The organism is Legionella birminghamensis, assembly GCF_900452515.1.
GTDB lineage: Bacteria > Pseudomonadota > Gammaproteobacteria > Legionellales > Legionellaceae > Legionella_C > Legionella_C birminghamensis.
In genome coordinates this window covers 978,923-1,000,756 of sequence record NZ_UGNW01000001.1, presented here as the reverse complement: position 1 = coordinate 1,000,756, position 21,834 = coordinate 978,923, and the positions used below count along the sequence as shown (strand labels likewise).

Here is a 21,834-nt window from a genome sequence, read left to right as displayed (position 1 = left end):
GATAATTTTTCAAAAAAAAACCCGCCATAAGGCGGGTTTTTTTCAGGAAGCAAAGGCTTACATCATGCCCATGCCGCCCATACCACCCATGCCGCCCATATCGCCGGCACCAGCAGCTTCATCTTTCTTCGGCAGATCAGCAACCATGCACTCAGTAGTTAACATGAGGCTGGCAACAGAAGCAGCGTTTTGCAGCGCTGTACGGGTAACTTTAGTTGGATCCAGGATACCCATTTCAACCATATCGCCAAACTCACCGCTTGCAGCGTTAAAGCCAAAGTTATCTTTTTGCTCAGCTACACGGTTAACGATAACAGATGCTTCGTAACCAGCGTTAGCAACGATCTGACGCAGTGGAGACTCAATAGCACGACGCAGGATGTTGATACCCATATCCTGATCAGCATTGTCGCCTTTCAAACCATTCAGAGCAGATTGAGCACGGATTAAAGCAACACCACCACCCGCTACGATGCCTTCTTCAACAGCAGCACGAGTAGCATGCAGAGCGTCTTCAACGCGAGCTTTTTTCTCTTTCATTTCAACTTCAGTAGCAGCACCGACTTTGATAACTGCAACACCGCCGGCCAGCTTGGCAACACGCTCTTGCAATTTCTCACGATCGTAATCAGAAGTAGTTTCTTCCATTTGAGCGCGGATTTGGCTGATACGGGCATTGATTTCAGTTGCTTTACCTTCGCCGTCAATAATAGTTGTAGTTTCTTTAGTCACAACAACTCGTTTGGCAGTACCCAGGTCTTCCATAGAAGCACCTTCAAGGCTCTTGCCCACTTCTTCAGAAATAACCTGACCGTTAGTCAGAATAGCAATATCCTGTAACATTGCTTTACGGCGATCGCCAAAGCCAGGCGCTTTAACTGCGCAAACTTTAACAATACCACGCATGTTGTTAACAACCAGGGTAGCCAGCGCTTCGCCTTCAACGTCTTCAGCAACGATCAGTAAAGGACGGCCTGATTTGGCAACCGCTTCCAGAACAGACAACATGTCACGGATGCTGGAAATTTTCTTGTCAACTAACAGGATAAATGGATGCTCAAGTTCAGAGCTCATGTTTTGTTGATTGTTGATGAAGTATGGGGAAATGTAACCACGGTCAAACTGCATACCTTCAACGACAGACAGTTCGTTCTCAAGGCCGTTGCCATCTTCAACAGTGATAACGCCTTCTTTACCCACTTTTTCCATTGCTTCAGCAATGATCGCACCGATAGCTTCGTCAGAGTTAGCAGAAATAGTACCTACCTGAGCAATCGCTTTGCCATCTTTGCAAGGCTTGGACATGCTTTGCAGGTGTTTGGTAACAGCAATAACTGCTTTGTCAATTCCGCGTTTTAAATCCATTGGATTCATGCCGGCAGCAACTGCTTTGTGGCCTTCGACCAGAATAGAACGAGCCAATACAGTAGCGGTAGTAGTACCATCACCAGCAGCATCAGAAGTTTTGGAAGCAACTTCTTTAACCATTTGAGCGCCCATGTTCATGAAGCGTTGCTCAAATTCAATTTCTTTAGCAACAGACACACCGTCTTTAGTAACAGTTGGCGCACCGAAGGATTTCTCCAGGACCACATTACGGCCGCGCGGACCCATTGTTACTTGTACAGCATCAGCCAAACCATTAACACCGGCCAGCATTTCCTGGCGTGCACTGTTACCAAAACGTAATTCTTTAGCCATTCTTCAAATCTCCTAATAATCTGTTTGTATGATTAGCCTTCAATAACACCCATGATGTCATCTTCACGCATAACAACCATCTCCTGGCCGTCAATTTTGACTTCTGTGCCAGAGTATTTGCCGAATAAAACGATATCGCCAACTTTAACAGCCAATGCACGAACATCACCGTTGTCAAGGTTTTTGCCTGGGCCAATAGCCAATACTTTACCACGAATGGGTTTTTCAGTAGCGCTATCTGGAATTACAATTCCGCCGGCAGTAGTTCGTTCTTCTTCCATGCGTTGCACAACAACACGATCGTGTAAAGGACGAATTTTCATACTTGTTTTCTCCTGATTTTAATTAATCACCTGTTTTTTCAGAGTCAACTCTGAGCTGAAGTACTGGCCGGGAAACCTCAGCCAATACCGATGACAACCATATGGGGGCATTCATTTCATATTCAAGGGGGATAATACAAATTTTTTAAAATTTTTATTATTCATAGAAGGACGCTCAAACGAGAGTATTCCATTAACTGTGGCACATAGTAATATTAAGTCTTCAAAATATTTTAATAAAAATTCTAATAGTAGTGTGCCCTAAATGCGACCCACAGTTGTGGGCCGCATTGGTTCTTTTCTGAATTGTTTATTTAAGGCTGTCAGGTACGACGCCGCCACTTTCAGCGAGCTTAATCATAACCTGCTTGTGGAGCCAGACATTCATCTCAGCCGAACCGTCGAGGGCTCCAGTATAGCCAAGTTCCTGGGCAAGCTGCTTGCGGGCGCTAAGGCTTGAATCGAGATTCAGTAACTTCATCAAATCGACAATGGACTGTTTCCAATTGTAATCCTTACGACCAGTAGTATCGGCGATCTTCTGGATCATCGCTTCGACTTCAGCTTCTGTCATCGGCTTTGGGTTGGAAGGGGATACCGCCGTGTTGCCGCCGGTGACCGCTGATGTAGCTGCTTTTGCAGTTCCGAAAATTGATGAAACGATGCTACCAAAAATGCTCATGACTTCCTCCTTGACTAAATTTCCGAGCGCATCGCTGGCGCGCGTTCCTGGTTAAGTCTAGTGCCCACTTTCTGATATTACAACTTTTCTGAATAAGAAGCTCGGCATTCAGCATCAATATTGTGCAAAAATACATTTAAATGTTAAAATAGTTAACTATTGCCATTCAAAATTGAGTTCTATGCTTGTCCCTTATGATTGTAAACATCTATTTATAGAAATAAATAAATTTATAAATGAAAACCCCCAATTAAAACGCGCAGCACTTCATACTGAAGTAAAACTGGATTCTGACTCCCTCAAGGAAATTACAGTCATTGATGACCAGGACTATAAGGAAATGACTGTACAAATTGCTGAATTTTTGGAAGAAGACTCTTTACATGGGGGTGTCTTTTTAAACCTGCCCCATTTAAAAGAGAATGAGTTCGTTTCCTGTTGGAAAAATTTGTCCCAATTGTCAGTTTTCCCTTTTGGGTATAACCAAAGGGAGTTTTTTGTTTTTCTTGCTGGGCATGAATCCCCCCGACTTCTAGTGAATATTTTATTAATTCTCGAAAAAAACCAACTCAGCCATCATTATCTGGTTAAAATACTTCTAGAGTCCTTACTAAAAAAACAAATCAAACTTCTTGGAAGAAACGCCCGTCCCAATTATGGACAGGCCGCATTTTTCAGCCGTGTTCATGTTGACTATCAACTATATGAAGTAAATTTCTTCAATATCGCAGAAAGAATTATTGGATCCTTAAGGGCAAATCCGGAAGATGGCAATGGAGTCTATCAATTTTGCAAAGCGGTTACCGGTAACCACATAGGATACTTAAAATGTGCTGATCAGTTATTGCAGGATATAAGGTTTTCCAAAGATGTGAATCAAGAGGCAGCATACAAATGCGTGATGGTAGCAGAGAGTCCGGTTGCTGCTGTAGTTTTAATTGCCCATTTAAATCATTGGGGTGTACTAGCCCGCTACTTATCCGCCGATCCGCACGCCTTTTACCTTAGAATGCAGGGAAGAAAAGCGTCCTTGGAAAAAGTGATTCAAATGATGGAGTTCTTTTTCAATGAGGGTTTATTAAATGTTGAAACACACACTGATGTATTAATATCCTTGATCGAAGGTAAGAACTATCACAGCTTGCGGCAGGCATATGCGATTTTAAAAGAAATGCATTTTTTTGAGGGAGAAGATGCCAAAGAGAACTTCCAAAAGCTAATCCTTAAAAGCAATACAAAAAACCTTTTGGAATACCTAAGGATGCCAGTCATTACATCCCTTTTAAATCCAAATGACGTTGATTACTATTCACTGCTTTTGTCCGCATCAACATGTCCTGATCACCATCAAATTGAACTTACCTGCCTATTGAGTAATGATACTTTTTTGCAATTTATTGGTGCCAATTTAGCAAACAGGCCTGTTATATTAAAAGCGATTTTCAAGGCAGACTGTTTGGCCATTTTAGGAATGGAAAGACTAAGCAACGGGGGCTTCTTATCGGGTAATAATGGATTTGAGATTTTTACAGCGATCATTAACCATAAAACATCACTGGATGCGGCAGATACCTATATTAGTTTCTCACAATCCCCCCATAAAGACTTATTGCTCCCATTGATCTTTCAATTGCATGAACCGGGTAAACTGTCCAGGTTCCTGTTAAAACTTGCCGATTGCAATCTTTTAAACAAGGAAAATCAAAGCAGACTAATAGAAGACTTTAAAGATGCCCATGAAGACTGGCGGCATTATTCAATCGATTACTTTTCTAAAAAACTGGAAGATAACGAGCAGTTAACACAGACTGATTTCGATGAAATCATGCAAATTTCATGTAATAAATCACTCCGTGTGAATTTCAAGGAAAAAGCTTTAGTTGATTACTATAAGAGTCGCGATAAAACTTATACTGCAAGCTTCAAAATGTAGATTGAGCAATTTGGTAAAGAAGCCGACCATCCGAATCCCCGCGGCACCGACCGCGGGGCCCATGCTGTTTTTTACATAGAGAGAGTCAACGGAATGTCTTCCTCATTATCATCATCCAAACTGGACAATAGGCTACTTATCAGTATTAAACTGATTAAAGAGCGAGCTCCCTGAGTACTGGTGGGTGCCCTGGACGGAAAAAATGATGGTATGGCAGGAACGGGGGCAGATCTTGGAGAAGATAGTAAAGACGTCAATAGAAATGGAAAAGGAGAGCCAAGTAATGACGTGGCTGAAGTGCCCATGAATAGACTAGCACTGGGGGAAGATCGGTTAATGCGTTCTAATAATGCTGTAATTTTATTTTGAACTGTATTATGGGCAAAACTACCCTCTAATTGATTAAAATTATCTTTTACACTTTTGCAAAGCTCAGTCAGGCGCTGTCGACTCACTCTTCCTTCGGCTAGAATCGCCTCAATATCCAGTGCAGCAATTTCAAGACGCAAATATTGAATTACTTTTTGCAGGTTGTTATTAATGACGTGATGCCCTTCGGTATCACTTGCCGATAATAAAGTCTTTGCCCTAATTATCGCCCCTAAGCACTTGTTTAAAGCGTCGATACTTTTAAACTTATCCTTGTCTCTGGATTCTAGTAATGAGAACAGCGTCGTCGCACTCTGCTTAGCTAATTGAGCCGCTGTATCATTATATTCTTTCTTCTTGCTTTCCGAGGCAGGAAGTGTTGCAGCAGCCTTTTCATATAGGCGGCTAAAATATTCATGACCATTGTTAATTGAGTTCTGTCGATCCGCCAGCCTGGAAACCAGAGCTTTTTTATACTCTCCATGTATATAATCTGACACACTTTGATTAATACGTTGCAAATCGATATGTTTAATAAGGCCATTTTCAATTTCGATATGGTTTAGCATCAGTTCAAAACAATCAATTCCAGAATCAACTCCTGAAGCAGTACGATAATCAAATCCTTTTAATGCATCAAAACCAACCAACACTGTAGGCAGGTCAGATCGTTCAAAAGCCGCCCTGTTCAGCACATGGGGTTCACTTTTGAATTGCATAATCCTAGGTTTAAACTCGTATGTGGTAGATTTTTTTAATTTCACATAACTACTGACATGCTCTCTGCTGTTAATACGTAACATCAGATTAATCCACTCTTTTTGCTTCTGCTTCGGCAAATTAAGGGGTGACTCCATATAGAGGCAAAGTTTATCAGTTCCACTCTGAGAGTATGTGTAAAATGTTGGAAAAGCCTCAAAGCTCCATCCCATCTTTTGCAACTCTTCCCTTATAGATATATTTTTTTCAGGGGAAACCTGCTTATAATGCATTGGAACGGGCTCAGTGCTTCCTGCTGAAGCGAAATCATTTAAAAATCTGTGATTAGAAATTTTAACATGGGCTACTAAATGATTAGTTATGGGATTTATATCGACTAGTGGGGTAGATGTAAATGCTGCAGCCTGATTAGATTTCTCCTGATAACGGTTAACGGCCTGTGCAACTACTGCTTCTTTCCCTGAACAATCAAATACATAGGCAGCTGGGTAAACATGTTGTATACCATTTTTATCCTGAGTGATCACTCCAGACTCTTGACTACCTGTACGAGGCTGCAAATCAATAAAGGATTCCTCAGCAAAGGAAACACCTAAGGAAGTTAATTTTTTATACATACAACGCTCAAGCTCTTTTATGTGATGAGCTGGCGAGTGGGCGGTATTAATACCCGTAAATCTCTCAACTTTATCAAAAGTCCTGTGATTGATGTGTCCAGGTCTGGTATAGATACCAGCGCGCGGATCAATGATAACTATGCTTTCAGGGTTAATCCCTTTATTTATTAAACGGTTTGCAGTATACAAACCGCCCAGGCCTGCACCGGAAATCACTATTTTTGTCATGTTAAACCCACATTAATCAAAAATCGCTTATTTTATAAAAAAAAGCTTAAGTGTTTATTAAGTGAGAGATACATAAGGCTATAATATTGTGCCTGAAAGTTACCTGCTTTTTAGATGCGCCATCAATAGTCATTTTGCTTTAAAAAAGTATTGATGATGACAGCTCAATCATTAGAGCGATTAATTTCAAGCTAAATAGGAAAAATCTCTGTATTTGTGAAGCAATGCGCTGCCATAAGCTACTGTTGAATTTTATTTCATATTGCTTTATAATTGCTCAACTGTAATTTGTTCAACATCCGAGGATTTTAATGAAGTCTTTAATTGAAAAATTAAAAAATGATTATGATTATTACATTGATAATGACAAGAAAAAATTATTGGATAAATTAGCCGAGAGATACTCAAAAGCCAGCTATTATGAAATATTTGGTGTTTCTGAGTCAATGACTGTTGAAGATGCAAAAACATTAGCATCTGCTTTTAAACAAATTACGCTCAAAATACAACCTGATAATACTTCCGGCGCTGTTTATGAGGACGCATCACAGAAATTATTTCAAATAGTTAAGAATGCATATGAAACTTTGTCTGATCCTGATAAAGAGTTGGCTTATAAGAACAAATTAAGAAGCCAGGGTGAAAAAGCAATAAGGTCGGTTCAAACATCCGAGATAGAACCCTCTGTTCAAACCTTAAGGAGAAGAACCTTTTTCACAAAGGTCAGCACTTCAGAATCAGCAGAGGATCAAGTATATAATCGTGATATCCGCTCAGGTGAAACAATAGAAACCATACGTGAAAATATAACCATCAATGGTAACGTACACGGTACTGTAAAAAGCATGTTGGGAACGATTACGGTTAACGGCTGCGTGTTCGGTGAGGTTAATAACGTACAAGGAACTAATATTATCCGCGATGTTGATACTAAGGGAAAGGTAGTGAACATATCTGGTTCCAATCTTATTAAGGGAAATGCCTTTGGCGAAGTAAGAACTACTGGTGGTTCCAATACCATTATGGGTTACAATAATCCAAACAGCAGCCAATCTTTACAATCGCGTACTAACTACTACAGCGAGGGAAGTATGCATACTGTATTTAACTCCGGTGATAATGTCAGTACTTCAGAATCAGCAAAGGATCAAGTATATAATCGTGATATCCGCTCAGGTGAAACAATAGAAACCATACGTGAAAATATAACCATCAATGGTAACGTACACGGTACTGTAAAAAGCATGTTGGGAACGATTACGGTTAACGGCTGCGTGTTCGGTGAGGTTAATAACGTACAAGGAACTAATATTATCCGCGATGTTGATACTAAGGGAAAGGTAGTGAACATATCTGGTTCCAATCTTATTAAGGGAAATGCCTTTGGCGAAGTAAGAGCTACTGGTGGTTCCAATACCATTATGGGTTACAATAATCCAAACAGCAGCCAATCTTTACAATCGCGTACTAACTACTACAGCGAGGGAAGTATGCATACTGTATTTAACTCCGGTGATAATGTCAGTACTTCAGAATCAGCAAAGGAGCAAGTATATAATCGTGATATCCTCGCAGGTGAAACAATTAAAACTCTAATTGAATCTAAAATGCATCATCATTTAAGTAGTTAAAAAGCTCTTTTCCTGATAAATGCATTATATTTTTATGACTAATCGATGTTATTAAGTTTTTTACATTTTTATCAAGATTTTTTGAAAATAAACCTTCAATCTGTGCTGGCATAATAATTACCAATTCGTCATAAATATTTTTATTTCTGGCCTCATTAAGTGCTAAAGCTATTTCTTTAGCAAAATCATTGTTTCGTATATCCTCATATTCTGTATGGGGTGCATAAGCCCCACTACTTGTTGAATTGCTAGATTGATACCTACCAGGCTTATCTGCACCTATTTCACTTTCTTTTAACTTATTTTCAGGACGGCTTACTTCTATAATGAGATTTAACTCATTGGGGTGATATTCATAAATTCGGCAGTTGTTTGTATTTGCTGTGACTATCCATTTCATTTTTCTATCCTTAAAAATTGAGACAATTCTTATCATTTTAATATAGACAATCTCTAGTTGAATTACATACAAATCTCATACTAATTATTGTTTAAAATCTAATGAAGTCGAGCGCTTAGAGCGCTAGGATTCAGCACTTCAGTCAGGACCATTATCACAACGTATCTGTCGTGGCTTCCCCCGCCACTCAATGATTTGATTAAGCGTTCGAACAACGCGCTCTGCTGGCAAGGATAGGTCGACCTCGATGGCAAGGCCTTCGCGGTTGAAGTCATCAATCACATTTAACAAGCGATAGCTACGGCCATCCTCTAACTGGTCATGCATAAAATCCATAGACCAACATTCGTTGATTGAAGCAGGTACCGCCAAGGCATCTGGCTTTTCCCTTATTAACCGCTTCTTAGGTTTTATTCGCATATTGAGCTCCAACTCCCGATAGATTCGATAAACCCGTTTATGGTTCCAGAGAAATCCTTTCACATTGCGCAGGTATAAGAAACATAAACCGAAACCCCAATTAGGCTGGCTCTGCGCTAATTGCAGCAACCAGTCCGAAATCAGCGCGTTTTCATCAGTTAATTTGGCTTGATATCGATAACAGGTTTCACTGATGCTGAAAAGCTCACAGGACAACCTTATGGAAATATCCTTCTCTGTCACCGCCTTTTTCGCCAATTCTCTTCGGCGTGACGGTGTTACCACTTTTTTTCAATAGCCTCTTTCAGTATTTCTGCTTTTAGCCGTTCCTCTGCATACATCTTTTTAAGACGGCTATTTTCCGCTTCAAGCTCTTTTAAGCGCGACATCATCGAGGCATCCATTCCACCAAACTTTGCACGCCACTTATAAAAAGTGGCTGAACTTATCACATGTTCTCGGCAAAGCTCTGAAACAGGTGTGCCACCTACCGCATGCTTTAATATCGATAAAATTTGGCTGTCTGTAAATTTTGATCCTTTCATGAAGAATCTCCTTCGTCATAGATATTGCTTGCATTTAGTAAAAGAATTTTCAGGATAATAGAATTGAATTCGATTGATCTTCTCAAACGAATCTAGCGAAAAATGCGGCGTATCATTAGCATCATAATTTAATGGGTTTATTATTTACTGTGCCAGCCAAAAAGTAATGGAAAAATGGAATCAACCCATGCACAATTGAGCCTTAACTATCTCACAGTTACAAATATTTTTTGAAGGTCGTTTGAACTGGGAGTTAAGTTAAAATTCTGAGCTGACACAGTTAGATGAACACTCTCCAGATTATGCCTTTTTGAATAATGACAGTGACAGTATATCAACTTGCATTGTTACTTCTTCTTCTTTTTGGTTTTTTTATCTACTGTATAACTGAAACCTCCTTTTTCATTAAAATTCCAGCCGCCTCCTGAAATTTTTTCCAGCTCTTTATCTGTAATGGGTTCTGCTTTTGACTTGTGAGACTGTTTGCTATCTTTCATGAGATACTCTTTGTAAATGATCGTACTTTGAGTATAGATCAAATTGTAAACAAAGTTAGGATTAATATAATGTTAAAGAAGCAAAAGGAACTGGTGTAATTGTTAACTAAATTTCGACCACTTTTTAATTTCTGATCTCGTTCAATTTGCGGAGTCAATTATGTCAACGAAGACAGTATCTCAAATGGAAGCTGTACTTATGGATAAAATTCAAAAAGCAAAAGCCAAACTCGACTTACACCAACAAAGACACCAGCTCAACCAGAGTTGTTTTCCATCAGTCAAAGTTTGCATTGGTGTTCGTCCGCAGCACATTTTGCCCTGATGGGTTCGCTCATCATTGTAATAATTGAGCCATCCATCCAGATCTTTTTGCAATTCATCAATATTATCGTAGAGTTTCTTACGGAAAGTGACTTGAAAAACTCTTGTAAAATTGTTTTATTAAAGCGCTCACATATATCATTTGTTTGGGGTGACTGCACCTTTGTTTTCGTATGGTCAATGTTGTTAATGGCCAGATAAAGCTGATAATCATGCTGTTCGACCTTACCACAATACTCCGTACCTCTATCCGTTAAAATGCGCATCGTATCGAAGCCATACACTACGAACGCCACTGGGAGATACAAAAATACCTTTTTTACGCAATTCATTACTGGTGCATTGTTGTCCATGAGCAGGATATTCTATAGCATATTCTTTGACCGCCAGTTCGACAGGCTCTTCAACTCGGTTCTTATGATTTGGTTTTTTATGTGTTTGATCAAATAGCTTCGACTCCTCCTGACTCAACAGCTGATTTATAGCGATAGAACGTATCCCGGGATAAACCCATTACTTTGCATGCCCTCGATACATTGCCTAATTCTTCAGCAGGATTCAGAAGCCCAACTTTATATTTAATGATTTTAACTGTATTATCTACCATGAGAGTTTTCCTCTTGGTTTTGTTTAAAGTTCACACTTCTATCAAAACCGGAAACTCTCACTTTTTCAAGTGATTGTGTCAGATTAAGTCAAAACTAATTCATATTAGCTAGTATTCCTGCGGTTAATCCCTCTCTTTGAAAGAGATTAACTACATGCCCTTATATAATTCGAATTTCTATTTCCCCTTCTTCATCATCACTTTCTTCTTCATTGGAAGCAATCAGTGTTTCTAACTTCAATGGAGGAGTCATTTTAGGTAGAGTTGTACTGAAAAGTCCCGCACTTGAGGCAGTGGCAGGTTGAGTGAATCTCTCCGGCATTGCTACACCTGCTTGCTGGCAAAGCGCTTTTGCCTTTTCAATCTGTTCGGGCGGCAGATTTTCAAGCATTATGGCAATTTGCCTTCGCAAGATCTGATTTTCTTCATCCGTTTGTAGTTTAGCTTTCTTAGTGCTTTCCAATTGCTCGCTGGTTTGAACATTTATTTGCGCAACATTTTTATAATTTAGTTGTGAAGTGTTCGTGATTTCTTCTGCTTCTCGTACTCTGTTATTTAACATATAAGCGGCAATTGCAGTGGCTAAAGCGCCTAAGCCTGCAGCGACCAAGCCGTAGAGAATAGCTAATACTAATGACACACCGTAGGCAGCAAATCCAACCCCAGTTGCGGCCCCAAGCACCAATAAGATGATACCGGCAATTAACCAAAACTTATGGTCTTTAGCCCAGGCAATCGTATCGCTCACTACTTCCTTCATCCATTCGCTGCCCTGGCTCATTTTTTGATGAAGATATTTCCTCATTTTAGTAGAGGTTACTTCATCCCATTTTTCCATACACCAGTCTTTTAGATCGCTTAATTTTTCCTCCACCCATTCTTTCGCACCATTGAGACAATCCTTTCCAAAAACTACCCACTCCTTGAGAAGTTCAGTCAGTGTACTCATATTCTCACCTGTGATTGATTATTTGTTGAAGTTGTTAACGGTCTTTCCTCTTCTTTAAAAAACTGAGTCAGAGGGGTCTTTTTTCGTTTAACAGATTCCACTAGTTCATCAACTTTTTTCTGCTGAAACTCCTCATCTTCAATAAGTGATTCTAAAACAGAAGCTGTAGCGTAAATTGGCTCTTGTTGTAGCGATTCTTCAAGTTCTCTTTGTTTGTTGGAATTCAGCTTAACTGGCAAACTATCCACGACATGAGCAGGTGATAACTTCATTAACTGTGCAAGCAATAACAGATTGTTTTCTTTTTCCTGCTCCGCTATCGCGAGCTCCTCAGCAGCGGCAATAACGAGATTTTTTTTAACATCAACTTTATCTTCAAGATCTTTAGTGTTTTTCTCCGTTTCCAGCGCAAGGATCCTCAACTTCTCTATTTTTTTCACTTCATCGGGAGCCATTGTTGGCGCAATTCGATCAACGACCTCTTCAGTCTTTTTGGCAACCACATCTACTATTGTTTGACTAGCTTTTTGGATTAATCGCCACATCATTCACCTCACTTTTTTAAGGATTAAATTTATTCATAATACCGGTATAAGTATTAGGAATCCCTGTTAACTGTTCTTCTGTTGTAATGTTACCCCTGGGCAATTCCACTTTATTGGCAGGAATTCTTTCAAAATTTAATTCGACTGCTGCACTTAAACGTGCATTGCCATTGATGACATAAGTGTCACCCGTTGATGCCTCAAAGACTTCTATTGGCTCTTTAAAACCATACTGTTTGACTGAATCTAAAAAGACTTTGTAGCCATTTGCATCCATGCGGATGGTATCGGTGAAATTAAGCTCGTTGACATTTGCCATATAACTATTTGCATTAGCGCGCTTTACCCAAAAGCCAATACTTTCAATGGAAAATTTACTGATATAAGCTTCTTTAATGAGGTGTTTGATAGCGAGATAGGCTGTAGGTGATGATAACAACACATCTTTTCCAAGCTCTGCAAGCTCTGGATCCAATCCTAAATCAGTGGCAATGATGACATAAGCCGTTTTTCCATCTTTACCAGTGACAGCAGCAATTAATCCTGCATCAAAGCGATCAATGCCATCTGCTATAATCAAACCGCCAATAACTGAGCCTGCCACGGTTGGCATTGCCGCCAAGGTTTCAGCCGCACCGAAAACGCCCTCAGTGATACCCAATACGGCTCCAAGTGCCCCTTTCACTCGGGTTTTGATATTCCAACCCTGTTTCGGCAGAGCTACAGAAGAGGTTATGCCGTTAAAATGGGTGCTTAAAATGGGGGTATTATCCAGTACGCTTTCAACGATAACGCCTTGATTCAAGTAGTCATCAAAGGTCATGATCCTACTAGCGCACTGTAGAGGCCCCGCTGGCTTTTGCGTATTACCCAAATCATCGATAAGGGAATCAAAGTTTGTCTCGTCTTCGCGGCCAGTAACCATTTCCATCACACCACTGGCAATGTCATCAAGTGCGCCACCTGCTTTTATACCAGATACAATGGCATCCATCCGTGTTTGTTTAAAGGCTAAGGCCGCGACTTCCTTGCTGATCCCAAGAAGTGTTTCCCCTAATCCTTTAAGGCGAATATAAGAGGTTCCCTCTTCCGGTTGCGCAGCTGAATTGTTAATAAAAATGTATTTTTTATTTTCAGAATAGACCTTAAAATTATCGGACTCGGCATTCCATCGTTCAAGCCTTGATTGGGGTCGTTCCGCAGCTTCTGCCGATTTAATAAGATGAAACGATCCTTTTTTCTTCTGCGGCTTGCTTTGATTACCAAAAAAGAATGGCCCTTTACTATACGAATCAAGCGTTAAAGACTCATGGATGGCACGATCATCCAAAGGCAAATACAAAGTCGGCAACACTTTGTTCTTACTGACAGCACTGCGTTTTACTACTTTTTTCTTAGCCGGTGCTTTATTAATTTTCTTCTTGATAATCAATGGTTTTTTGGGTTTTGGAATTTGAATTACTTGATAATGCGGTAATGCTTTTTTAGCTAATCCCAATCTTTCTTCAGCCCAGCGAAAATTGCTGCGCATTTGAGACATGACCCGTTGATTTGGCAGAGGGATATCGAGGTGATAATTATACGATTTATCTCGGCTTACCTCACGAGGAGACGCTGAGTTGGTGATGACATTCCCCTGAATTTTTGTTGGATCAACAGTAGTGCCTTTATCGCCATGAACAGCCATACTTACTGTCGCCTTATAATCAGTGCTGTTTACTCCAACAGCAAAGGTTGGAATTTTAAAAGCGGGTTGCTCTGTATTTTGCTGTAGCGGCTGTGCATTATTCATGTCGGTAAAATCACTCAGTTTACCGCTGATGCTAAAACCTGAAGACCTACTGTATTCACTTGATGTCGCGGATTTAATGGTGGCCTTGGTTGATACCTCGCATTTAGATGTATATGCGCCGTTACCTTGCACATTATCAGCTTTAAATTTATCATCCGACTCATCCATATAAAAACCAGCCACTTCGGTACGGCTGCTGGATGATTGCTGTTGACTGTAAGAGAAACTGCCATCCAAACCGGCAGACGCAGTGCCTTGCTTGGAATACTGGTCGCTATTATGAGAATTTAACAGGACATGTGCGGCATGGCCAACAGCTCGTTTAACGTGCAAAACACCCCCATCGAGCAACACATTATCCAAATTATCGTCACTAAACTCGCCATCAATATCCAGATGAGTGTTGCGATAAAGCTTATTTTTCCGCACGGAATAACTGCTGCTGGCACTGGTGTTGATTGCTGTTGGATTGCTCAATTTGGTTGAGAACGTTATTGTGCTGGATGATGATTCATAACTGCTGTCTAACTCATGGCCAATAACTTTCACATTGCGCATGTTACCTTTGAAATTACCTTTAACATGGCCATCAACCCCATCAAACGTGACATCATTGGTGATATGCGAAAGATCTGCCCCGTCAATATTGACCCGGCCTGCGCCTAAGGTGGTCCAACTGGATTTACTTGAGGAACGTGTGATCCCTACAGATAAATCAGGATCTTTGAATTTACTTAAACCCGTGTGTTCCAGAATTCCTTTTGCCCAGGCTTTATTTCTTGCGGCCTGAGTGATTTCATTGGTAGTGTTGAGTACCTCAATACTGGCATTTATTGCTGCAACATCACTTTCACTGCCTCGTCTAGTCTCTCTCAATGCTTTTAGTTTGTCGTAAGTTGAGCTGCTTAAACTGGGTTTTGGGCGTGGCGTGTCATTGGGATCAGCCAGGCTAAAAATTTTTACTCCACCAATTGAAAATTTAGCACTGCGCCCTTTTCGGATTTCCCAGTGATGCAGCTCTTGATTGGTGTTAGTCCAATTTTTAGCGGTAAATACTGGAACACCCCCTTCAATGTCAGTGCCGCAACAGTTGACACTGCCTGTCGTTTTATAATAGATAGGCACACCCTTGGGCGTGATAATCACAGACGGATTTGATATTTCATCATAGCGCTCAACTTCTGATTCAAATGCACCGCCAAACCATGAATCATCCGTATAGTCTCTACGAGTGCCAATCACATCAAAAAAATTAATGTCGCGCTCTTTACCGTCTTCGTTCAATTGAACAATATGCGGTGCGGTATGCGAGCTTAACGTAGTACCGTAAAAATTGGTATCACCGCAATGGGTTGTGAAGTTGTAGGTGCCATTTTGTGAAGCAATGACTGCATTATCCACCTTTGTTTCATAAACGATATGTAATTTATTATGTGCACCAAGCCAGCCTTTATGATGATGATAGTGAACCACTTCTGTCGTTTCTGCACGAGACTCAATACCATAATACAAATCGCCAACGATATTTTCTTTGGCTATCACAAGCCCTCTGTTATAGAACTTTCCGTGCTTTGATATTAAACAGATGGCATTGTTATTATGGCCATCACCGGCTAGCAGGCTTCCTTGTATCTTCTCTTTATGTTTTCCTGTACGTCCCCCGGGTACCTCGACTTCTGCTGATAAATTGTCAATGCCCTGATCGCCATTGATTTCCAGATAATTCCCTATCACTTGGCCACCGATGTTAATCACCTTGCCATCTCTGGAGCGAATGAATACTTCTGCAGCGGTGAGTTCACCTTGTTGATTGGTCGCATTCTTCTTGGCATCAACAATCAGGCGCCCTTTTTCAGATTTGTATTTATTTTTTTCGAGATTAACCTCACCTTCTTCCGCTTTGAAAAGAATTCCACCCTCGGCATCCACTGCATTTTTAACATCAAAATTACCTTTAGCTACTGTAAAACTACGAGCAAATTTCGATTTTTGTTCAACAAACTCAATCGATTGGCCGCGAACAGAAACATCCCCCTCATGTTCAATATTTTTCTGAATGTTGAAGTCCTGCTTGGGATTATTAACGCTTATCGCACCACTGGCATGAACCGTTTTATAGTCACCTTGGAAAGCCAGCAGATCATCAATATTACTGATCGTTGTGCCATTAATATTAATATTTAAGGTATAAATTTCCCCCGATGTCCAATCGACATTCTTATAATTCTCAGTAAACGTTTCACCAACGCCGATATATCCTGAGTTATGTAAATCCTGGCCTGTAAGCGTCATGTTGTAGGCCATCTCTACACCACTATTCCAATGAAATCTGGAGTTCCCTACTTTCTGGACGCTTAGATTAATGCCGGCATTAATCCCAACAATATTGTTATTAATGGAATTATCCAGTAACTCAATGCCGCCTGAGAAATCAACGACCGATTGTTGAACACTGCTAGCCCCAATGACCGCATTGACTGCTTTGGCGACTGACAACCAATTAGGGTGAAGTATTTGCGAAGGCATTGCTGCAAAATTACCGCGAGTGAATTCTTCAGGGCATTCCATAAAACTATGCGCCGCGTTATTGGCAGCAACATATAAATTTTTTATTTTCAGTCCAAGCTTTAAAAAATCAACCGGGCGTTTATCTCCAATTGTTCTGACATAACCACAGATATCATTGAGTGATTGTTTTGGATGCTGGGCAAACTCATAGAGCCCTTTTGCACCCGAAATTACCATAGGCAGCGCCCTACAACCCACGCTAATAGCGCCAGCAAATTGTGGAAAAAAGGCAGTTCCTAAAAATTCAACAGCTGTTAAGGCATGTGCGGGATTGAGTACTGCATCCCAGGTTTGCGGTAGACTCGGAACATTTAAACCTAATCGAAAACTCACTACCGAACTGTCGCTGTAATTGTAAGACGCAGTGCCGACCCCTACATCCACTTTAAAACCGCTTTGACGCCCCAGACTATCACTGGCATGTATTCCTGATAGAAAGTTAAGCGAAACCATCTCGGCAGTAGCCATATTCCTGGTGTTTGCCACACTGCCAAAACTCATCGACACACGATTGGATTCTTGGTAGATTGACACAGCTGCTGAGCGTTTACTAAAAATTTCATAGAGCCAATCGGCGTTTACCAACAAGCTGTTCTTCAAATCATACACGCCATTATTCTCATAGACTCGCGCACAAACCGATAAATCAACACCGCCAAAACGTGCTGTTGGTGAAAACCAGGCGGTATCTGCTTTAACATGTAAAGCATTGGTATCAACGCTTCCACAATAGCGTACTTCTAGGTAGTTATCTGAGACCAGAACGCCTGATCGGCCAGCCATTTTTCCATGAATCCTGGCATTTTTTGTGTGAATCAATGCGTTGTCATTTAATTCAGCGACAGCACCGTTGAATAAGTGAAAATCAGCAGCATAGGCTTGTGCCTCACCGGAAAGTTTAAGGCGCTCATACACTGTCATTGCTGCAGCAACTGATTTGGCATTGCGTTGCAAAGCCAATTCACCCCAGACATCAAGTTTCCCTTTCGAATTAAACGTTGAAGTATCATCAACATTAACTTGAGCGCCCGGCATAACAACCGTGCTTACTGACGTCTCAACCTGGCTATTATTGCTTAACTGCACCTGACCGTTGACAACCAGTTCATTGGGTTGCAATGAGGTTTGATCCAATCTTTGCATGTGGTTCAGTGTCGCTTTACCATCAACAACAAGAAGAGTGTTGGTGTATTCTGATGGACCTGTTGGATTAAATTCTTTGAATAAGGCCGTGGTATCAATCATCATTGTATAGCCTTCAAATTCAGCGCTGACATCCTTGGCAGCAATACTGCAGTTGAGGGTTTTAAACTCTGCTCGAGGCTTAGTGTTTAATTTTTTACTTACTGTGAGCTGTGAATCCTGGGCATTAAATTTTCCGTCAGCCTGGGTATAAGTATCAACAGAAAATATCGATTGTTCTGTAAGAGCTGTTTCACCATTTAAAAGTGCATTATTAGCACTAATTTGTGAAGACTTGGTGGTTGTTTTGGCATTTGTTGATGTATTATAAAATTCACAATCAATTTTGCTGCCATCCAGCTGTTTTCCTTCCCCATCTTCAGAAACAGTTTGCCCATGAACAAGAGTCTGTGTAAGCGTGTAAGTTCCCCCTAAAAATACGGTTAAGGCATTAAGCAAGCTCTGTGACGCAACAAGCTTTCCTAAGCTCCTAAAAAAATGCATAATTTCTTCGGGAACAACCACATTATTGAGAGTTAGATCGCCTAGGTTGGTGACTGAATTCCCTTCAAAATAGCTATAATTGAGCTTGGCATTTCCTTTGTTTTCTAATTCATGTATCAGCAGAGCAGATTGATCGGTAGTGACTAACTCGCCTGATTCTTCAACGAGTAATTTCTTTGTATTAATACCGCTGCAGTTAAGCGTTAATTTACCGAAGAGTTTAATAGTCTCTGAGAAAAAACGACTTTTCTCATCAACAGAAAACTCGCCATAAATATTGAGCCATTTGATCAGAAAGGTGGTATTTGAAAAAAACGGATGTTGGTTTGAACGTTGTTTATATTCTTTGGAAACCATCACTGTACTGTTTTTAACCGATCCCCTTGAAGTAAAAGCAGCTAAAGTACTGGTCGTAAATGTACTTTTATCCCAATTAACTGGGCCATTTATTTTAGAAAATATGGCATTAATTGAGGAGTTATAGTCTTTAAACTCCCCTGCTCCTCCCACTTTAAGAGCATAGGTATTCATAAAGGACGAATTAAGACTCACACCACCCCGGCCTAGCGTTTCAATTTTCTTGCTAAATTGCACACCCGCGTCTTCTTTAGCTTCCAGCAAATTATGAATATAAAGGTTGGTACCACCGACTTGTGATTTATTGGTTAATCTCAAAATACCTTCGGCAATTGCCTCAACCAATGTTAATCTGGCATTATTCAATTCAAGTACTGCTTCAGGCGCAATGGCTACTTTGTCTTTTACAGTGATTTCTCGCGCGGTGCCAGCTGCAAATTCGGTATTGTGCCATGACATCACACCCGATTTGCTTACGGTCAAATTGCCGAGATACATCGCCGTTGTTTCGGGAAAATTAAACGTGCCGCTATTTTCCAGATTATCCGCGCAAATCAGACAAAATTTATGGAACGACATATAGCCGTCATTTTTAAGGCCTTCACCTTTAAATTCAAAGAGATTAACATCAGTATCACCATTAAGATGCAGTGTATACTTACCCTCTACCTTAAGATCTGCACTCGATTTCAAAGCACCATATTGATTAACATCAGGCGCGGACAAAGTAATTGTTCCTGTGCTCTCCGTGTCACCATAAAGCGTGATAGATTCACTGGCGGTCGCTGTGTGTTCATGCCCTGATACAACGCCATGAATATAAATCACCTTTCCATTAAAAAGATTGCTCTTGCCACCAGACAGGTCCTCAACGATTCTTAGCGTATTATTGGCATTCAGCTCATTGGCTTCCCCCGAGAAACGCGCATTGATCTCGATGTCATTGCCTTTCAGGGTATTAAATTGGGTAGCAACCAGTGCATTGATATTTATATTATTTTGACAATTAAAATGAACTGTACCCAAAGAGATAATGGGTGAATCAAGAATCAGAGCATGTGCAAAGACAATAAACTGATTGCTGACATTATTATAAGTGGAAATTAACAGGTTACAGCTAGCGACTACCATACAGTTTTCGATAGACAAATCACCACATAGTTCAATTTGGGACAGCGCTGAATCAATGAAAATCGATAACAATTGGTTACGCTTTATTACAAACCCACAGTTGCGTCCTTCAAAAATAATGTCATAGAACTCATTTTCTTGCAGTTGTGATGATACAACAGACAGTTTCATGCTCTGACTAATGGTTAATGAAGGATTACTGACAGCCATAGGTGCTTAATTAAATATCCAAATGGGGCAATATTATACACATGTCTGCAATTTATACAATTACCATTAATTAATGGAATCAAAACCTGCGCTAACTTAAACGACGAGGGCTTTTAATAATGAATTCAAAATAATCAATCAAATCTTCCAGATCGGCATCATTTAAACCCGCATAACTTGAGCCACTCATTCGGGAATTCGGGAGTTTTCGAACGGATTCTGGATTCCGGATAAATTGTTTCAACTGCTTATTGTCGGGATAATAATCAAAGATAGTTTTCGGAATTATAAGGTCTGGACCTATTGTGGCTTTTCCAATATGTTTTATTGTGTGACATGATGAACAATGGCTAACATAAATATGGTATCCATTTAGATTTTTGTTCTAATTTTTTTCGGTATTTGAGTGGGGGCTGAAATAACAATCGACTCATCAATCTGTTGATGTTCAATAATTTTAACAACACTCCAAGCCCAGTATTCATCCGAGATATAAGAGCGTTCAGGATGAGTCCATATAACAGCATAGGGGCCGGCAGTTGTATTGGTATGGTTGAAAAGGATAGGCCATTTGGTATCAGGTTCAATAGCTAAATAAGCAATAGAAGCCTCTTTTTTACAATTTAAGACCTTTTGAGCTGGTACCAAAACGGAAAAATGGTCATTGGCAACAAACTCTAAAGTACTAGCAGGGCTTATTTCAAATTGTTTCAGTAAATCACATAATCTAATACTTTGATATATCATCCTGGTATTAGGATAAGCTCGATTATAATCCATCTCCACTGCTTCTGTTTTCAAACCGCGTAGTTGTTTCGTATCTAAAATGGTGGTTTGTTTTAGACCAACAATGCTTAATGTGGACGCCTGACTGGGCTGCACAGGGTATGTCAGAATGGCAATAAGGAAGGCCGCGATAATGCTTGAAAATTGTCTCATTGAAATCCCTTCCAATATAAATTTGACCACTTAAATGATCATACAAATTTAAATGAAAGATCATCTAAAACGTATGAAAATCATTGTTTGTTCTAATGGCCTTGAAACCAGTTCCAGTTTACTTTATACAGTATGTCTGGCTTCAGAACCAACACTTTATCCGTACGTACAGGAACTTGGACCATAACATGAATAACAACCTAACTCTATATCCTGCCAAAACAGAAAACCTGATGCTTGTAAATGAACTTATGCGTAATTCCAAAAAATATTGGGATTATGATGAGGAATTTATGAAGAAATACATGGATATTTTTCAGATAACAAACCATTACTTGAGAACAAGCGATACATGGCTGTTATATGAAAACAAAAACCTCATAGGGTTCTTTGGTCTAAGCATGAATTCTGACAATCTGCTTGAACTGGGATACTTTTTTATTGCTCCGAATTATATTGGGAAGGGATTTGGAAGAATATTATGGGAGCATGTAATTGCTACAGTTAAGAATCTAAACAAAAGTGAATTCATTTTATGGAGCGATCCTGGGGCTGAAGGATTTTATAAAAAAATGGGCTGTATAAAAATTGGTTCAAAAAAATCACCCATAATGCCAAACAGAAATCCCGCAATTTTCCAATACATTATATGAGTAACGC

The 21,834-nt window shown here is 40.1% G+C and carries 14 protein-coding genes and 2 pseudogenes; 3 read left to right on the top strand and 13 right to left on the bottom strand.

What is annotated here, in order from left to right:
- Positions 1 to 57 precede the first annotated feature (57 nt).
- From groL to DYH42_RS04215, 3 genes are all read right to left on the bottom strand, one after another.
- Positions 58 to 1,701: a chaperonin GroEL gene (gene groL / locus DYH42_RS04225; protein WP_058524787.1), complete on the bottom strand. Its 1,644-nt coding sequence runs from the start codon at positions 1,699 to 1,701 to the stop codon at positions 58 to 60.
- Positions 1,702 to 1,733: 32 nt separating this feature from the next.
- A complete protein-coding gene (groES, locus tag DYH42_RS04220; protein ID WP_058524788.1) occupies positions 1,734 to 2,024 on the bottom strand; it encodes a co-chaperone GroES in 291 nt (96 codons plus the stop codon).
- Between the two features lie 310 nt (positions 2,025 to 2,334).
- Positions 2,335 to 2,706 carry a DUF3597 domain-containing protein gene (locus DYH42_RS04215; protein ID WP_058524789.1) on the bottom strand — a complete coding sequence of 124 codons (372 nt, stop codon included), beginning with the start codon at positions 2,704 to 2,706 and terminating at the stop codon, positions 2,335 to 2,337.
- A gap of 181 nt (positions 2,707 to 2,887) precedes the next feature.
- On the opposite strand from DYH42_RS04215, the gene DYH42_RS04210 reads away from it, so the two are divergent.
- Positions 2,888 to 4,639, top strand: a complete 1,752-nt coding sequence (locus DYH42_RS04210) for a hypothetical protein (protein WP_058524790.1) — start codon at positions 2,888 to 2,890, stop codon at positions 4,637 to 4,639.
- Positions 4,640 to 4,710: 71 nt separating this feature from the next.
- On the opposite strand, the gene DYH42_RS04205 is transcribed toward DYH42_RS04210, so the two are convergent.
- Positions 4,711 to 6,345: a hypothetical protein gene (locus DYH42_RS04205; protein WP_131792987.1), complete on the bottom strand. Its 1,635-nt coding sequence runs from the start codon at positions 6,343 to 6,345 to the stop codon at positions 4,711 to 4,713.
- Positions 6,346 to 6,884: 539 nt separating this feature from the next.
- Between DYH42_RS04205 and DYH42_RS04200 the strand changes: the two genes are divergently transcribed.
- Positions 6,885 to 8,204, top strand: a complete 1,320-nt coding sequence (locus tag DYH42_RS04200) for a J domain-containing protein (RefSeq protein ID WP_115316953.1) — start codon at positions 6,885 to 6,887, stop codon at positions 8,202 to 8,204.
- On the opposite strand, the gene DYH42_RS04195 is transcribed toward DYH42_RS04200, so the two are convergent.
- The 9 genes and pseudogenes from DYH42_RS04195 to DYH42_RS04155 form a co-directional block, all read right to left on the bottom strand.
- A complete protein-coding gene (locus DYH42_RS04195) occupies positions 8,176 to 8,604 on the bottom strand; it encodes a host attachment protein (protein WP_058524793.1) in 429 nt (142 codons plus the stop codon). The two genes, DYH42_RS04200 and DYH42_RS04195, sit on opposite strands and share 29 nt — an antisense overlap.
- Positions 8,605 to 8,745: 141 nt before the next feature.
- Positions 8,746 to 9,569 (bottom strand): annotated as a pseudogene (locus tag DYH42_RS04190) (IS3 family transposase); the annotation flags it as partial.
- A gap of 347 nt (positions 9,570 to 9,916) precedes the next feature.
- Complete coding sequence (locus tag DYH42_RS04185) at positions 9,917 to 10,066, bottom strand: bacteriocin (protein ID WP_115316951.1); 150 nt, start codon at positions 10,064 to 10,066, stop codon at positions 9,917 to 9,919.
- Between the two features lie 210 nt (positions 10,067 to 10,276).
- Positions 10,277 to 10,997: pseudogene (locus DYH42_RS04180) on the bottom strand (helix-turn-helix domain-containing protein).
- Between the two features lie 160 nt (positions 10,998 to 11,157).
- The gene (locus DYH42_RS04175; RefSeq protein WP_058524795.1) at positions 11,158 to 11,946 is read right to left on the bottom strand and encodes an SdpI family protein; all 789 of its coding nucleotides are present in this window, start codon (positions 11,944 to 11,946) and stop codon (positions 11,158 to 11,160) included.
- Positions 11,943 to 12,494, bottom strand: a complete 552-nt coding sequence (locus DYH42_RS04170; RefSeq protein ID WP_058524796.1) for a hypothetical protein — start codon at positions 12,492 to 12,494, stop codon at positions 11,943 to 11,945. The genes DYH42_RS04175 and DYH42_RS04170 overlap by 4 nt, the downstream gene beginning before the upstream one ends.
- 13 nt (positions 12,495 to 12,507) lie before the next feature.
- Positions 12,508 to 20,235: a ParB/Srx family N-terminal domain-containing protein gene (locus DYH42_RS04165; protein WP_058524797.1), complete on the bottom strand. Its 7,728-nt coding sequence runs from the start codon at positions 20,233 to 20,235 to the stop codon at positions 12,508 to 12,510.
- A gap of 91 nt (positions 20,236 to 20,326) precedes the next feature.
- Positions 20,327 to 20,596: a c-type cytochrome gene (locus tag DYH42_RS04160; protein WP_083503193.1), complete on the bottom strand. Its 270-nt coding sequence runs from the start codon at positions 20,594 to 20,596 to the stop codon at positions 20,327 to 20,329.
- An 11-nt stretch (positions 20,597 to 20,607) separates the two neighbouring features.
- On the bottom strand, positions 20,608 to 21,174 hold the full coding sequence (locus DYH42_RS04155; protein ID WP_058524798.1) for a hypothetical protein: 567 nt from the start codon (positions 21,172 to 21,174) through the stop codon (positions 20,608 to 20,610).
- Positions 21,175 to 21,362: 188 nt separating this feature from the next.
- Between DYH42_RS04155 and DYH42_RS04150 the strand changes: the two genes are divergently transcribed.
- Positions 21,363 to 21,827, top strand: a complete 465-nt coding sequence (locus tag DYH42_RS04150; protein WP_058524799.1) for a GNAT family N-acetyltransferase — start codon at positions 21,363 to 21,365, stop codon at positions 21,825 to 21,827.
- The last annotated feature ends 7 nt before the right edge of the window (positions 21,828 to 21,834 follow it).